At 60.4% G+C, this 12,996-nt stretch carries 16 protein-coding genes; 9 read left to right on the top strand and 7 right to left on the bottom strand.

Features of this window, described 5'->3' with window-relative positions; all coding sequences use genetic code 11:
• The first annotated feature begins 23 nt into the window (after window positions 1–23).
• Window positions 24–584: a gamma carbonic anhydrase family protein gene (locus ACFOSS_RS05460; RefSeq protein WP_377151122.1), complete on the top strand. Its 561-nt coding sequence runs from the start codon at window positions 24–26 to the stop codon at window positions 582–584.
• A gap of 94 nt (window positions 585–678) precedes the next feature.
• Here ACFOSS_RS05460 and ACFOSS_RS05455 read toward each other — a convergent pair whose 3' ends face one another.
• The 5 genes from ACFOSS_RS05455 to ACFOSS_RS05435 form a co-directional block, all read right to left on the bottom strand.
• The gene (locus tag ACFOSS_RS05455; RefSeq protein ID WP_377151121.1) at window positions 679–1,218 is read right to left on the bottom strand and encodes a DUF4124 domain-containing protein; all 540 of its coding nucleotides are present in this window, start codon (window positions 1,216–1,218) and stop codon (window positions 679–681) included.
• A gap of 194 nt (window positions 1,219–1,412) precedes the next feature.
• Window positions 1,413–1,916 carry a thiol peroxidase gene (gene tpx, locus ACFOSS_RS05450; protein ID WP_377151120.1) on the bottom strand — a complete coding sequence of 168 codons (504 nt, stop codon included), beginning with the start codon at window positions 1,914–1,916 and terminating at the stop codon, window positions 1,413–1,415.
• Between the two features lie 101 nt (window positions 1,917–2,017).
• Complete coding sequence (gene ykgO / locus ACFOSS_RS05445; RefSeq protein ID WP_377151119.1) at window positions 2,018–2,143, bottom strand: type B 50S ribosomal protein L36; 126 nt, start codon at window positions 2,141–2,143, stop codon at window positions 2,018–2,020.
• Window positions 2,140–2,406, bottom strand: a complete 267-nt coding sequence (locus tag ACFOSS_RS05440) for a type B 50S ribosomal protein L31 (protein WP_377151118.1) — start codon at window positions 2,404–2,406, stop codon at window positions 2,140–2,142. Before ACFOSS_RS05440 ends, ykgO begins: the two co-directional genes overlap by 4 nt.
• 72 nt (window positions 2,407–2,478) lie before the next feature.
• Entirely contained in the window at window positions 2,479–3,336 is an 858-nt protein-coding gene (locus ACFOSS_RS05435) for a substrate-binding periplasmic protein (protein ID WP_377151117.1), read from the bottom strand.
• A gap of 184 nt (window positions 3,337–3,520) precedes the next feature.
• Here ACFOSS_RS05435 and ACFOSS_RS05430 point away from each other — a divergent pair, with 184 nt between their 5' ends.
• From ACFOSS_RS05430 to ACFOSS_RS05400, 7 genes are all read left to right on the top strand, one after another.
• The gene (locus ACFOSS_RS05430) at window positions 3,521–4,024 is read left to right on the top strand and encodes a hypothetical protein (protein WP_377151115.1); all 504 of its coding nucleotides are present in this window, start codon (window positions 3,521–3,523) and stop codon (window positions 4,022–4,024) included.
• Window positions 4,025–4,371: 347 nt separating this feature from the next.
• Window positions 4,372–5,262 (top strand): alpha/beta hydrolase, encoded by an 891-nt coding sequence (locus ACFOSS_RS05425; protein ID WP_377151114.1) that lies wholly within the window; start codon window positions 4,372–4,374, stop codon window positions 5,260–5,262.
• A 132-nt stretch (window positions 5,263–5,394) separates the two neighbouring features.
• Complete coding sequence (locus ACFOSS_RS05420; protein ID WP_377151113.1) at window positions 5,395–6,315, top strand: substrate-binding periplasmic protein; 921 nt, start codon at window positions 5,395–5,397, stop codon at window positions 6,313–6,315.
• Window positions 6,316–6,337: 22 nt separating this feature from the next.
• Entirely contained in the window at window positions 6,338–6,949 is a 612-nt protein-coding gene (locus ACFOSS_RS05415) for a pentapeptide repeat-containing protein (RefSeq protein ID WP_377151112.1), read from the top strand.
• A 96-nt stretch (window positions 6,950–7,045) separates the two neighbouring features.
• Complete coding sequence (locus ACFOSS_RS05410; RefSeq protein WP_377151111.1) at window positions 7,046–7,675, top strand: DUF1294 domain-containing protein; 630 nt, start codon at window positions 7,046–7,048, stop codon at window positions 7,673–7,675.
• An 88-nt stretch (window positions 7,676–7,763) separates the two neighbouring features.
• Entirely contained in the window at window positions 7,764–8,999 is a 1,236-nt protein-coding gene (locus tag ACFOSS_RS05405; protein ID WP_377151110.1) for a DEAD/DEAH box helicase, read from the top strand.
• Window positions 9,000–9,225: 226 nt separating this feature from the next.
• Window positions 9,226–9,747, top strand: a complete 522-nt coding sequence (locus tag ACFOSS_RS05400; protein ID WP_377151109.1) for an REP-associated tyrosine transposase — start codon at window positions 9,226–9,228, stop codon at window positions 9,745–9,747.
• Window positions 9,748–10,202: 455 nt separating this feature from the next.
• Here ACFOSS_RS05400 and ACFOSS_RS05395 read toward each other — a convergent pair whose 3' ends face one another.
• Window positions 10,203–10,679: a DUF2846 domain-containing protein gene (locus ACFOSS_RS05395; protein ID WP_377151108.1), complete on the bottom strand. Its 477-nt coding sequence runs from the start codon at window positions 10,677–10,679 to the stop codon at window positions 10,203–10,205.
• A gap of 508 nt (window positions 10,680–11,187) precedes the next feature.
• Entirely contained in the window at window positions 11,188–12,096 is a 909-nt protein-coding gene (locus tag ACFOSS_RS05390; RefSeq protein WP_377151106.1) for a LysR family transcriptional regulator, read from the bottom strand.
• A gap of 118 nt (window positions 12,097–12,214) precedes the next feature.
• On the opposite strand from ACFOSS_RS05390, the gene ACFOSS_RS05385 reads away from it, so the two are divergent.
• The gene (locus ACFOSS_RS05385; protein WP_377151105.1) at window positions 12,215–12,973 is read left to right on the top strand and encodes an SDR family NAD(P)-dependent oxidoreductase; all 759 of its coding nucleotides are present in this window, start codon (window positions 12,215–12,217) and stop codon (window positions 12,971–12,973) included.
• Window positions 12,974–12,996 lie beyond the last annotated feature (23 nt).

The following is a 12,996-nucleotide window of genomic DNA, read 5'->3' as shown; positions in this document are numbered from 1 at the left end:
TCACCCACAGCCGAGGAAACAGCATGATTCGCAAGAACCCGTCCGGCCATCTGCCGGTCATCGATGAATCCGCCTATATCGACAAAACGGCCATCATCTGTGGCAAGGTGATCATCAAGGAGAATGTCTTTGTCGGTCCCTACGTCGTGATCCGTGCCGACGAGGTCGATGAGCATGGCGACATGGAGCCGATCATCATTGGCGCCAACTCCAACATTCAGGATGGCGTCGTCATCCACTCCAAATCCGGTGCCCAGGTGGTGATCGGCGAATTCAGCTCCATCGCCCACCGCTCCATCGTGCACGGCCCGTGTGAAGTCGGCGATCGCGTCTTCCTCGGTTTCAACAGCGTGCTGTTCAACTGTCGCATCGGCGAGGGCTGTGTGGTGCGACACAATGCCGTGGTAGATGGCTGCGATCTGCCGCCCGGCTTCTACGTGCCGTCGACAACCCGCATCGGCCCGAAAACCGATCTGAGCCAGATCCCGCGCGTCACCGCCGATGCCACCGAATTTTCCGAAGACGTGGCCCATACCAATATTGATCTGGTGCGCGGTTACAAGGCGTTGTCCAACGAGTTCTAACTCGGAAGCCGGCCTGAACGACATATCCCCGCCAAGGCGGGGATATGGGTCGAGCACCGCGAAGGGGTGATCCGAGCCTCCGTAAACGGCCCGGCTAGCGCAGGCAGTAGATCGCCATCCCGTCGTCCCGCGCGGCGGCACAATCCACCACGCGCTGCAGGGTTGGCTCACTGTGATATTCCGCCGCACAGTTATCGAGCCCCACCTTCAGCATCGACTCCAGTTCACTCATCGCCGCCATCCCCTGCTCGTAGCGTGCCTTGTCGTTTTTGCCAGACTCATAGACTTCCTTGCCAATCTGGCGCCACTGTTCAAGGCTGCTGCGCAAGTTGGCTTTGGCCGCGCTGCACAGGCTGGCTGCGGACATGGTGCCCCCGGCCTCCGAGCCATACTCCTGGTCTGATGCGTACTCCTGGGAATCGCCAGCATAACTCTCGGACGAATCATCCGAGACATCAGGCCGGGTGACCGCCGGCGTGTTCATCATCGGCCTAACCTCCTGCAACTTCGGCACTGCAGGCGGCGTCGTACTGTAGTTGACCACCCCTTTGCTATCGATCCAGCGATAAATCTCTGCCTCGCTGTTCTGCGCCAACGTCAACAGCACCGCCAACGCAACCATCCGCTTCACCATGCGCCTTTCCATCCCTGAAATAGTCTCGAACATGTCCGATCGGCGGCAGGATCGCACACTTTACATTTGCTTACAATCGAGTCCGGAGATGACAACGCTTTCGCATGGGCGGGCAAAAAAGCAGCCGCTTTTGGGCACTTAACACGCAAAAAAACAGGGGCCCATGGCCCCTGTGGTGAACGGCGTGGCGTGTCTTAGGCCAGCGCCGCCAGCGCGGCGGCATAGTTCGGCTCTTGCGCCACTTCCGGCACCAGCTCGCTGTGGAGTACCTTGTCCTGCTCGTCCAGCACGATGACGGCCCGCGCCGTCAGGCCTACCAGCGGACCTGAGCTGAACGCTACCCCGTAATCCTGCAGGAACTCGGCCCCACGCATCGTCGACAGGGTGACCACCTTGTCCAACCCTTCGGCGCCACAAAAGCGCGCCTGGGCGAACGGCAGATCGGCGGAAATACACAGCACGACCGTGTTGGCCAGGGCGCTGGCCTCGGCATTGAAGGTGCGCACCGAGGTGGCACAGACGCCGGTGTCGATGCTCGGGAAAATGTTCAGAATCTTGCGCTGGCCGGCGAAGCTGGCCAGGGTCACATCAGACAGATCCTTGGCGACCAGCGAGAACGGTTTGGCCTGGCTGCCGGCAGCCGGAAAATCGCCGGCTACGGAAACCGGGTTGCCTTGCAGGGTTACGGTATGGCTCATGATCACTCCTTGGGTAGGGCTCGGTGCAGCATGCACGACGGCCTTGAGTATAGGCGGTCGCCGCGATGACAAACACCGAGCAAGCGCAGGGATAATCTGTTTCAGCCCTGTCGAGCCTTGAACCGTGGATTCGATTTGCAAATCACATACAGGCGGCCACGGCGTTTGACGACCTGACAGTCAGGATGCCGCAACTTGGCGGTTTTCAACGAGGCCAGTACCTTCATACGCCCTCCTTGCCCAGACCCAGCTGGCCGAAGCGGTGATTGAAACGGGCCACGCGCCCCTCAGAGGAGACGGCTTTCTGCTTGCCGGTATAGTGCGGGTGCGAGGCGCTGGAGACATCCAGTGTCACATACGGGTAGGTGTTGCCGTCCTCCCATACGATGGTGCGCGTGCTCGCTATTGTCGAACCGACGACAAAATAGGCATCGGCAGCGGTGTCGTGAAACACGACAGTGCGGTATTGCGGATGGATGTGTGGCTTCATGCTCAGGCTCCAGATGTTATGTTATAACACTCATGGCGCGCATCTTATTGAGAATAGATCTCAAAGTCCAGCCTAAAGATCGGTCACGGGTAACCACCACTGGGTGTCGGACTCCGGTGTCCCCGGCGGCAAGCCGGGATTGGCCAGCCGAAACAACCGACGTTCACCCAGTCTGGCCTGCCGAATCAAATCGCCGTGATAACGCAGGAACAGCGCCTGCAGCGAGCCATCCGCCAGCGCCCGCTGCATCCCGAGTTGCAGCCGCTCCGCCAGCGCGCTGTTCTCGCGGGCAACAAAAAAGTAAACCGGCCACGGATAGTAGAGCGCCAGTGTCGGTTCGACCATCAGTGTCGGATAGCGGGCCTGTTGTTCGCCCAACTCCAGCCAGGCTTCATTCAGCCCGCGAGGAAAGGCTTCAAAGCGGCCGCGCGCCAGCATTCCAAACAGCGCCTCGGCATGGGGCGTCGAGACCACGTCGAAACCGTTGTACTGCAACAACGGCAGATCTGCCCATTGGCTACCGAAGCCGAAGGTAAAAGCCCGCAGTTGCTGCAGCGTCCTGACCCCGGCGAACGCCGCCTGCTGCTGCTGATTGATCAGTAACACCCGATAACCGAGCAGTCCGGCGAGAATGTCGTAACGCACCGGACGCATGGCGCGTTCGCGCGCCATCGTCGTCGGCATCGAGACCACATCCAGGCGCCCTTCCTGTAACAGCGCCAGGCCGCGATCCTGGGTGACGCCTGTGAACTCGGCGCGCAACGGACAGGCGCCTGCCTCCGCCGTCTTGTCGAGCAGCAGTTTCAGTACGGCCGTGCGATAGGCGTAACGCGCCTCGGTCTGGAAATATCGCACCTCACACGCCATCGCCAACCACGGCAGACACCACAACCACAACCCCAGCCATAACCGGGTGCCTCTCTTGTTCATCTTATCCACGTCCACTCATCATGCGGCTTGTTAAGCATAGCGATCTGATTGCTCAGCGCGGTGCAGCCATGACATTCATTTACCCGCATGCTGGTCATCACCACGGATGGCGCTGAGCAACACCTTGACATAAATCAATTTTCGAGGCGCAATCTACAGGTCTCCGCTCCTTGCCGAGGTAAGTATGCTCCCCCTTCCTGTCACGCTCGCGGCCCGCTGGCATGCGCTGCAAAGCGAAACCGGCACCCGACCCCTGACTCTGCTGCAGATCGATGCCGAGCAGCTCAGCTGCCTGCATGCCGGTCTCGACGCCAAACGTCAGCACCAGCTAGCACTCGGCTTTCGCCAGCTCGGGCATGGCCCCCTGCGCCACTCTCCGCCCAGCCCTTATGAGCTGGAGCGTGCCATTGCCGTCACCGAGGATCAGATCATGCCGCTGACGCGCTGGCTGCAACCCGGCAGTCTGCATGTCATCTGTCCTCCGCTCGCCTTGCTGCGCCCCAGCGTAGGGGAACGCAATTTGAGCCGGGACCAGGTCGAACGCCATTTCCAGCAACTGGCGGCGCGCAGTGAGGGCGATCCCCTGGCCAACGGCTGGCCACTGCCGAATAACGACGCCGCCGGCGCGCTGCTGATCCTGCGCGAGTGGCTGCATCACCTCGACTTTCACCAAGTCTGGCTGGAATAAGCCTGCTGATTTTGCGCGCATACTAGCGAGCAGTCTCACTTGTATCAACAAGAGCTTTTGCACGCATGTTCACGGCAAGAAAGCGAAGCTGAATCGATCTAAATTCAATTTAATATCCTGTGCTGCCGCCAGCCATCATCCTCAGGCTAATGCTGGCATGGCCGCCATGAAACCCTTTTCAGATTCGAGTCATTACGTTACCATCCGCCACCAGCATGCACCGCACACCACAAGGCGCGAACCGACATCCCGGCGGCGCTCTGCTGACGTGCTGATGCGCTCAACCGGCAACCGCCGTCCACTGTCGCGTCACCCCCAGCGCTGGCGCGGGCACAAGGAAAAGAACCATGAGACTGTTTTTCCCCCTGCTGTGCCTGTGGTGCAGCCTGTTGGCCGCAGCCATGCCGTCGATCGCGGCCGAAGCACCGTTGCGCATCAAGATCACCCCGGAGACGCACACGTTACGCGCCAGCCAGAGCGGTCTGCACTATCAGCTGTCAGTCAGCCTGCCGCCGGGCTATGCCCGCGACATCGGCAAACAATACCCGGTGCTGTATGTACTGGATGGTCAACGCTGGTTTCCGGATGTCGTCGGCCATGCGCTGAACCTCTACTACCAGCAGCAGGCTCCGGAGCTGATCGTCGTCGGCATCAGTTGGGTAGCCGATGACGACACCCTGGCCTGGTTGGCCGAGGGCGAACAGCCGGATTTTACCACCGAGCGTCAGCGCGACCTGTCACCCTATCCGACGGCAGGTCAGGCTGACAGCGGCCGGGCGGCCCAGTTCCTGAACACGCTGCGCGCCGAGATAGTTCCATTCATCGAGACCCAGTATCGTGCCGCGCCGGATGAACGGACACTGGTGGGCACCGAGCTCGGTGGCCTGTTTGGTTACTATGCGCTGTTTCAGTCCACCGGCCTGTTCAACCGCTACCTGATCACCGATCCGGCACTGGTCAATGAGGCCCTCGCCATGACGCTCGAAGGCCAATACGCCGGCCAGAGTGACGACCTGCCGGCGCGCGTATTCCTCGCCCAGCAGCGCGGGCCGCAGGGCACCTTGCTGCAGCAGATCGCCAGCAAGCTTGCCAGCCGTCACTACCCCGGCCTGACCTTGCACACCCAGCTGATGGCCAGCGGCGCAGGTGACGATGCCAAGAGCGCGCTACGCCTTGGCCTGCGCTTCCTGTTTGCCGATCCGGCCACGGCGCTGACTGCGTCGACCCGCACGGACTAACCCGGACTGTGGGTGGGCGCATGCACTCGCCGTCGCACTGACCCGCAGCCATGGGGCAAAAGCGAGACACTATCGCGGTCATCGGCGCCGGCAGCGACTAGACTCATGTCAGTTCGCCAACGGAACCAAGTCATGTCGCTGCGCTCACGCCTGTTCTGGCTGTGCTTGCTGTTGTGGTTCAACCCGCACCTGGCCAGTGCCCATACACTGCACGCCAATGAGCCGGCGCCCCTGCTGGTGCGCTACCTCCAGCAGCCGGAAGACGCCGTGCGCTACACCTATGAATACCGGCTGATTGCCGAACTGATGGCGCGCACTGCCGCCCGCTTCGGCCCGTATCAGTTGCAGCCCTATACCGGGAAGATGACGTCGCGCCGACTGAACAACGAGGCAATCCGCGGCAAGCGCATCAACCTGATGTGGAGCGATGCCGGACACCCGGATCTCGACAGTCAGATGATCCGCATCCCGTTTCCGCTGCTTAAAGGGCTGTTGGGCTACCGCATCTTCCTGATCCGCCAGGCAGACCAACCACGCTTCAGCGCCATCCGAACTCTGGATGAGCTCAAGCAGTTGCGGCTTGGTCAGGGTGCCAACTGGGGAGACATCAAAATTTACCAGCACAACGGATTCAGCGTGACGACCGGCGAAAGCTACCAGAACCTGTTCCATATGCTGGCCAGCGGCCGCTTTGACTACTTCCCGCGCGGCGTCAACGAGGCGCCGCTGGAGTACGCGGCCCAGCGAGAACACCACCCCGAACTGGCCATTGAGCAAACGCTGCTGCTGGTCTACCGCTATCCGGTGTTCTTCTATGTCAGCCGCAATAACCCGGCACTGGCCAGACGCCTGCAAGCCGGCCTGGAACAGATGCAGGCCGATGGCAGCTTCGACCGTTTTTTCTTCGACTACTACCTTCCGGTACTGGAACAAGCCAAACTACCGGGCCGGCGCATCTTCTATCTCGACAACCCGTTCCTGCCGGCCGACACGCCGTTACAACGTCACGAACTCTGGCTCGACCCGCTCAAACCCCTGCCCCGGCAGCACTGAGCCGCAGCCACAGGAGAGCCCCATGGCGAAACCCGCTGCCACATGGATATCCAATACCGAGTACTACGATACCGACTTTCGCCACCTCAAGCTGCCAGGTCATACCCTGTCGGCGGCGCGCTTCGAGGCATGTCACTTCCTCGACTGCGATCTGACCGGCGCCGTCTGGCGGCACGGTCAGGTGCGGGAGTGTCTTTTCGAGCGCTGCAATCTGAGCCTGTGGCAGCTGCCGTTCACCGAACTGGCCGGCGTGACATTTCAGGAGTGCAAGCTGCTGGGCGTTGACTGGACCCGCGCCAGCACGCCGCTGCTGGCGCCGCAGCCTCGGCTAAGCTTCGCGCGCTGCCTGCTGGATGATGGCAGTTTCTTCGCCCTGCCGCTGGATCAGCTGGTCCTGCGAGACTGTCAGCTACGAGACGTCGACTTCCGTGAGGCGAGTCTGCGCCGCGCCGATTTTCGGGGCAGCGATCTGGCCGGCAGCCTGTTCGGCCAGACCAACCTGGAGGCGGCGGACTTCAGCGACGCCCGCGACTACGACATCGATCCGCTCAACAACCGGCTGCAGGGCGCACGCTTCAGCCGCTTCGAGGCGCTGCGCCTGCTGCTCGGTCTCGGCATAGAACTGGTGGAGTGAGCTGTGACCGCGACAACGGGATCGCACGCCCAGACTCGACAGCGCTGACGGCACGCGGCAAGATCGACACATCAACAAGACCCGAGTGAGACAAACATGCGTTATCAGGGCCCGCTATTTCAATGGAATGACGAGAAAGGATATGGTTTTGTCGAGCCGAATGGCGGCGGCACCCGTGCGTTCGTGCACCGGCGCGAATTTCTCGACCGCTCGCGCCATCCGGCCATCGGCGATCTGCTGATCTACAAGCTCGGCAAAGATGAACAGGGGCGACCGGTGGCGCGCGAAATCTGCTACGTGCGCGGTGAAACGCCGGAGACCCTGCTCGCGGCACGCCACATGAGCTATCTGGCCCCGCTGTTTACCCTGCTGTTCTGCCTGCTGCTGGCCGGATTGACCGCCACCGGCGTGCTGCCGATCCCGGTGGCACTGCTCTACACCGGCATGAGCCTGCTGGCCTGGTTGCTGTACCTGTTTGACAAAGCGCGAGCCCTGCAAAACGGCGAGCGCATCCCGGAGCGGACCCTGCTGTTGTGCGGCCTGTGTGGCGGTTGGCCCGGTGCCCTGTTCGCCCAGCGCCAGCTGCGCCACAAGACCCGCAAAGGCGCCTTTTTGCGCCTGTTCTGGTTGACGGTGCTGCTGAACTGCAGCCTGCTGGCCGGTCTTTGGTTCCTGTTCTCCGATGCTCACCTGCCGCCCTGGCTGCTGACGCTGATCCCGCACTAGTGTGTCCGCCGCCTGCGTGCCAGGCGGCAATCTGCTACCATGGCGCACCGCCCGCCGCGCCGGGCCTGATCCCGTTTCCAGCCCCAAGGTGTCCACCATGTCCTTTGCCGAATTTGCCCTCGATCCGCGCCTGCTCAGCAACCTGCAACAGCTCGGTTACACGCAGCCGACCCCGATCCAGCAGCAGGCGATCGCGCCGATTCTGGCCGGTCGTGATCTGCTGGCCGGCGCCCAGACCGGCACCGGCAAGACCGCCGCATTCGTGCTGCCGATCCTGCAACGGCTGCTGACCACAGCGGCCGCCGCGACCACCCCGGTGCGCGCCCTGGTGCTGGTGCCGACCCGCGAGCTGGCGCTGCAGGTGCACCAGAGTGTCGAGCGCTATGGCGCCGGCACCGGGCTGCGCGCCGCACTGGTCTATGGCGGCGTCAGCATCGCCGCCCAGGCCGAGGTGCTGCAAGCCGGTGTCGAGCTGGTGATCGCCACGCCGGGCCGGCTGCTGGACCACCTGCGTCAGGGGGTGGTGTCGCTCTCGGGTGTTGAGGTGCTGGTGCTGGATGAGGCCGATCGCATGCTGGACATGGGCTTTGCCGACGAGATCAACGCGCTGCTGGCGCAACTGCCGGTTGCGCGCCAGACGCTGCTGTTCTCCGCCACCTTCAACGACGGCGTCTACCAGCTGGCAAAGAGCCGGCTGCGGGATCCGCTGCGCATCGAGGTGGCGCCGCGCAACAGCGCCGCCGGCGAGATCGAGCAGCGCGTCTACGTGGTCGACAGCGAACGCAAGGCCGAGCTGGTCAGCCATCTGATCCAGGTCAGCGGCTACCGCCCGGTGCTGATTTTCAGCCGCACCCGTCAGGGCTGCGACCAGCTGGCCAAGGCGCTGGCGGCACGGCAGATCGGCGCCCGCGCCCTGCATGGCGATCTGTCGCAGAGCGCGCGCGAACAGGTGTTGCAGGATTTCCGCGACGGCAGCCTGCAGGCGCTGGTCGCCACCGATGTCGCCGCCCGTGGCCTGGACATTCCCGAGCTGGACTATGTGCTCAATCTCGAGCTGCCGTTCCAGCCGGAAGATTATGTGCACCGCATCGGCCGCACCGGTCGTGCCGGACGCAACGGTCTGGCGATCACCCTGTTCAGCGTCGACGACAGCCTGCTGCTGGAGGAGCTGGAGTCGCTGCTCGATCGGCGCCTGCCGCAGCAGTGGTTCCCCGGCTTCGAACCGGATCTGACGCGCAGCGCCCCCGCCCCGCGCCGCCACGGCAAGGCTGCCGAGAAACAGCGCGCCAAGAAGCGGGCGTTCGGCAGCAAGGGCAAGCGGTAACCCGACCGGCCTCGCCGCCAAGGTGCTAGCCACCATCGCCGATAACCCGTCCCTATTCCGCGAACTGGCGGCACATTAAGTTGTAGATTGGGTCGAGTTTACGAAGCCCAACTTTCATCGAGCAGCAGAGCAAAGAGCAAGTAGCAGGTTTGGAAAATCCATCACCCGGAGTAGGTTGGGCTGAATGAAATGAAGCCCAACGTTTACCGCGAGTAGGATGTCACCCATGCTCTACCGCAGAGCCAATGTCCAAGGGGCAACTTGGTTTTTCACTGTTAACCTGGCTGAGCGCGGACATGATTTGCTGATCCGCCATGTCGATTTGCTGCGTGATGTGACGCGCGAGGTCAAAAATCGTCACCCATTCGAGATTGTCGCCATGGTGGTGCTGCCTGAGCATCTGCATGCGATTTGGACGCTGCCCGCCGACGATGCGGATTACCCCATGCGCTGGTCGTTGATTAAAGCCGGCTTTTCCCGCAGCCTGCCGAAAAGCGAAGCCATCCGGCAGAGTCGTCTCCACAAGCGTGAACGCGGGATCTGGCAGCGCCGCTATTGGGAGCACCAGATTCAGGATGATGCCGACTTGCAAGCACATGTGGACTACATCCATTACAACCCAGTCAAACATGGCCACGACCGCTTGCCCGTCGAATGGCCACACTCGTCGATTCACCAATTTATCGAACGGGGTTGGATGGCGGCGGATTGGAGTGCCGCAGACGCTATCCTGTTGGGGCACGAGTAGTTGCGCGGTAAACGTTGGGCTTCGCCAGCTCAGCCCAACCTACGTGCCGTGCCAATTCGCATACCGTTTTCACCGATAGGCCGTAGGGGCGATTAGCGTAGCGTAATCGCCCGTATAAAAGTGCGTTCAGGTTTAACGCATTAAATTTAATTAAAAATTAACCAAGCTCTTATACAACGTCTCGGGGGGCATTAATCGTTTAGACCTTATTTTCGTTTTCCATGCAGGCAATGATGCTGCGCTAATCGCCGCCACATGCAGATCAACCATTCTGTGTTACCTATTCCATGATGGAATCGCCGGCCGGCTGGACAATTGACGGTTAATATATCTAGTCCAACAGTTTTGCACTTAACGGAATGAACACATCGTTAATAATTCGACGCTGTTCGTGATAAAACAGAACAGGGGCCGACGGCCCCTGCTTTTTATCCGGCTAGCGCAGAAATAAATTCCTACTTGGCGCTACAGGTGCCGGGCTGAGCCAAGCGAACAACATCCTTGGATACGACGCGCTTGCCTTCCTCTTCAGACACGCTTTCCACATTCGCCCCACCAACAAACACACCCATCTTTATATACTGGCGGATGAAATAATTTTTCCCCGGTTCAGTATGAATAGAGAGTTTGTTGGGGGAAAACTCGGACTCGGTCGTAACCGCGTGATCTTTACCGCCTTCGACCAGCTGGTAGAAGAAAGTTCTGTCTGCCGACTCGCCGACACACTTGCCGTCAACAAAAATATCCTTTTTCAATCCCTTGCCAACGAAACTGTCACGGTAGATATACAGGGCAGCCATGTTGTTTTCAGGAGCAGAAAAACTTTTGGCTTGAGTCTCTGCTTGTGTATCCGCCAATGGCACGGTCGCACATCCCGTCAGAAACAATGCGCAGCTGGCAAGTGAAACTACAGCTAAATCTTGAAACTTCATTTTATTCTCCATGCTTTTTGTTAATTATGACTTAACAATCCAAAACTTAAAAACGCATGAAGTTAATCATAAAAAACAGAAACCAACCAGCCAAAAAATGAGAGCCACGCAGAAAAAAGAATCAATGATAAAAGGGCCGCAGGAGCGCGGAGGACCGTATGGGCGATTAGCGTAGCGTAATCGCCCGTATAAAATAGCGTCCATGGTTAATGGATTAACTTGAATTAAAAATTAACCAAGATTGTATCCTGCTTGTCGAGAGAACATTTATAGCACAGGCTTTGTTTTCGCCTCCCACGCGGGCGATTACGCTGCGCTAATCACCCCTACACATAGCTCAATATTGTTCGCGTGAAAAAACCAGTGATATTTCATCATCACAGATAGTTAAATTGATTTAATGACGCCCCGATACGAAAATAAACAAAACGCCCGACGGTAATACCCGTCAATGAGCGAAGGCGAGAGAGGTTGTCTCGCCTGAACCTCAAAACCGCTGGCAGCGAATTTACCCCTGTAATTCCGGTTTTAGCAGCTCCTGCAGCCAGGTCATAAAACGGCGTACCCGCAGGGGCAGCTGCCGCCGGTTGGCATACAGCAGGGAGACCGGCAACGGCGGCGGGACATACAGCGGCAGGATCTCGACCAAGCTGCCGCTATCCAGCCCGCTCTGTACGCCGCGCCGTGGCACCTGGATAATGCCCAACCCGGCCAGGGCCGCCTGCTGATAGGCATCGGAGTTATTCACCGTCACACTGCCCGGCATCGCCAGCCGTTGCAGTTGCCCCTCGGCATCCTGATATTCAAAGCCAGTCGGTCGGCTGCCGAGGGATTGGGCATAGTGCACCAGCTGATGGGCGGCCAGATCGGCCAGCTGCTGTGGCATACCATAGCGTTGCAGGTAGCCGGGGCTGGCACAATTGCACTGGGCCAGCTCGCCCAGTGGTAACGCGATCACCCCCTGCTCCCCCACACCGCCGACCCGCACCACGCAGTCAAAACCCTCGCGTACCATGTCGACGCGCCGATCCGTGCTGCTGAGTTCAATCTCCAGCTGCGGATGGCGCAGCAGGAACTCCGGCAGATGGGGAATCACCCGAATACGGGCCAGCGCCAGCGGCATATCGACCCGCAAGCGGCCGCGCAGTTGCCGATCCTCGCTGGCGCTGAACAGGGTGGTCAGCTCCTCGAAATCCGCCAGCAGATCGCGGCAGCGTTCATAGTACTGCTGGCCGTCTTGCGTCATCTGCACCTTGCGGGTGGTGCGGTGCAACAGCCGGGTGCCGAGTTCCTGTTCCAGCTGCCGTACCGCATTGGAGACGCTGGCCTTGAGCATGCCGAGGTTGTCCGCCGCCGCCGTAAAACTGCCGAGTTCGGCGACTCTCAGATAGACCCGCATGGCCTGTAATTGGTCCATAACTGCACCATTGTCAAAATCAGATAAACAATCTAACAAAATAAGACGGATTTATCTGCCACGGCAAATCAATAGACTGATGTTATCGGGAATGAGCCCGCATCAGGAGAGCCACCACATGAACCGAAAGATTGCCTTGATTACCGGCGGCAGCCGAGGGCTGGGACGCAATATGGCGCTGCATCTGGCGCAACGGGGTATGGATTTGATACTGACCTACCATAGCCGCCACGACGAGGCCGAGTCGATCGCCGCCGAGGTGCGGGCGTTAGGGGCCCAGGTGGCCGTGCTGCAGCTGGATGTGGGCGACAGCAGCCGCTTTGCCGGCTTCGCCGCCGAGGTGAGCACCCTGCTGGAGCGCGAATGGCAGCGCCCGCATTTCGATGCGCTGGTGAACAATGCCGGTACCGGCCTGCATGCTGCCTTCGTCGATACCACGGAGGCGCAGTTTGACGAACTGTTCCGCATCCATCTGAAAGCCCCCTACTTCCTGACCCAGGCCCTGCTGCCATCGCTCGCCGATGGCGGGCGGATCCTGAATATCTCCAGTGGACTGGCGCGCTTCTCGCTGCCGGGCTCCTCGGCCTATGCGGTGATGAAGGGCGGTGTCGAAGTGTTGAGCCGTTATCTGGCCAAGGAACTGGGTAGTCGCGGCATCCGGGTCAACACCCTGGCTCCGGGCGCCATCGAAACCGACTTCAGCGGCGGCATGGTGCGGGATAATCCGGCCATTAATCAGATGGTTGCGGCCCAGACGGCGCTTGGCCGGGTCGGTCTGCCGGATGATATTGGCCCTGTGGTGGCCTCCTTGCTGGCCGACGACAGCGGCTGGATCACTGGCCAGCGTATCGAGGCCTCCGGCGGTATGTTCCTGTAACCTGCGCAATAAAAAACCACCTG

Source organism: Pseudaeromonas sharmana (assembly GCF_042649925.1).
Lineage (GTDB): Bacteria > Pseudomonadota > Gammaproteobacteria > Enterobacterales > Aeromonadaceae > Pseudaeromonas > Pseudaeromonas sharmana.
The sequence above is the reverse complement of the archived record's forward strand: the minus strand, read 5'-3'. Positions and strand labels throughout refer to the sequence as shown.

Coding starts and splice junctions, on each gene's coding strand:
- ACFOSS_RS05460 (WP_377151122.1), top strand. CDS start 24: ATGATTCGCAAGAACCCGTCCGGCCATCTGCCGGTCATCGATGAATCC.
- ACFOSS_RS05455 (WP_377151121.1), bottom strand. CDS start 1,218: ATGGTGAAGCGGATGGTTGCGTTGGCGGTGCTGTTGACGTTGGCGCAG.
- tpx (WP_377151120.1), bottom strand. CDS start 1,916: ATGAGCCATACCGTAACCCTGCAAGGCAACCCGGTTTCCGTAGCCGGC.
- ykgO (WP_377151119.1), bottom strand. CDS start 2,143: ATGAAGGTACTGGCCTCGTTGAAAACCGCCAAGTTGCGGCATCCTGAC.
- ACFOSS_RS05440 (WP_377151118.1), bottom strand. CDS start 2,406: ATGAAGCCACACATCCATCCGCAATACCGCACTGTCGTGTTTCACGAC.
- ACFOSS_RS05435 (WP_377151117.1), bottom strand. CDS start 3,336: ATGAACAAGAGAGGCACCCGGTTATGGCTGGGGTTGTGGTTGTGGTGT.
- ACFOSS_RS05430 (WP_377151115.1), top strand. CDS start 3,521: ATGCTCCCCCTTCCTGTCACGCTCGCGGCCCGCTGGCATGCGCTGCAA.
- ACFOSS_RS05425 (WP_377151114.1), top strand. CDS start 4,372: ATGAGACTGTTTTTCCCCCTGCTGTGCCTGTGGTGCAGCCTGTTGGCC.
- ACFOSS_RS05420 (WP_377151113.1), top strand. CDS start 5,395: ATGTCGCTGCGCTCACGCCTGTTCTGGCTGTGCTTGCTGTTGTGGTTC.
- ACFOSS_RS05415 (WP_377151112.1), top strand. CDS start 6,338: ATGGCGAAACCCGCTGCCACATGGATATCCAATACCGAGTACTACGAT.
- ACFOSS_RS05410 (WP_377151111.1), top strand. CDS start 7,046: ATGCGTTATCAGGGCCCGCTATTTCAATGGAATGACGAGAAAGGATAT.
- ACFOSS_RS05400 (WP_377151109.1), top strand. CDS start 9,226: ATGCTCTACCGCAGAGCCAATGTCCAAGGGGCAACTTGGTTTTTCACT.
- ACFOSS_RS05395 (WP_377151108.1), bottom strand. CDS start 10,679: ATGAAGTTTCAAGATTTAGCTGTAGTTTCACTTGCCAGCTGCGCATTG.
- ACFOSS_RS05390 (WP_377151106.1), bottom strand. CDS start 12,096: ATGGACCAATTACAGGCCATGCGGGTCTATCTGAGAGTCGCCGAACTC.
- ACFOSS_RS05385 (WP_377151105.1), top strand. CDS start 12,215: ATGAACCGAAAGATTGCCTTGATTACCGGCGGCAGCCGAGGGCTGGGA.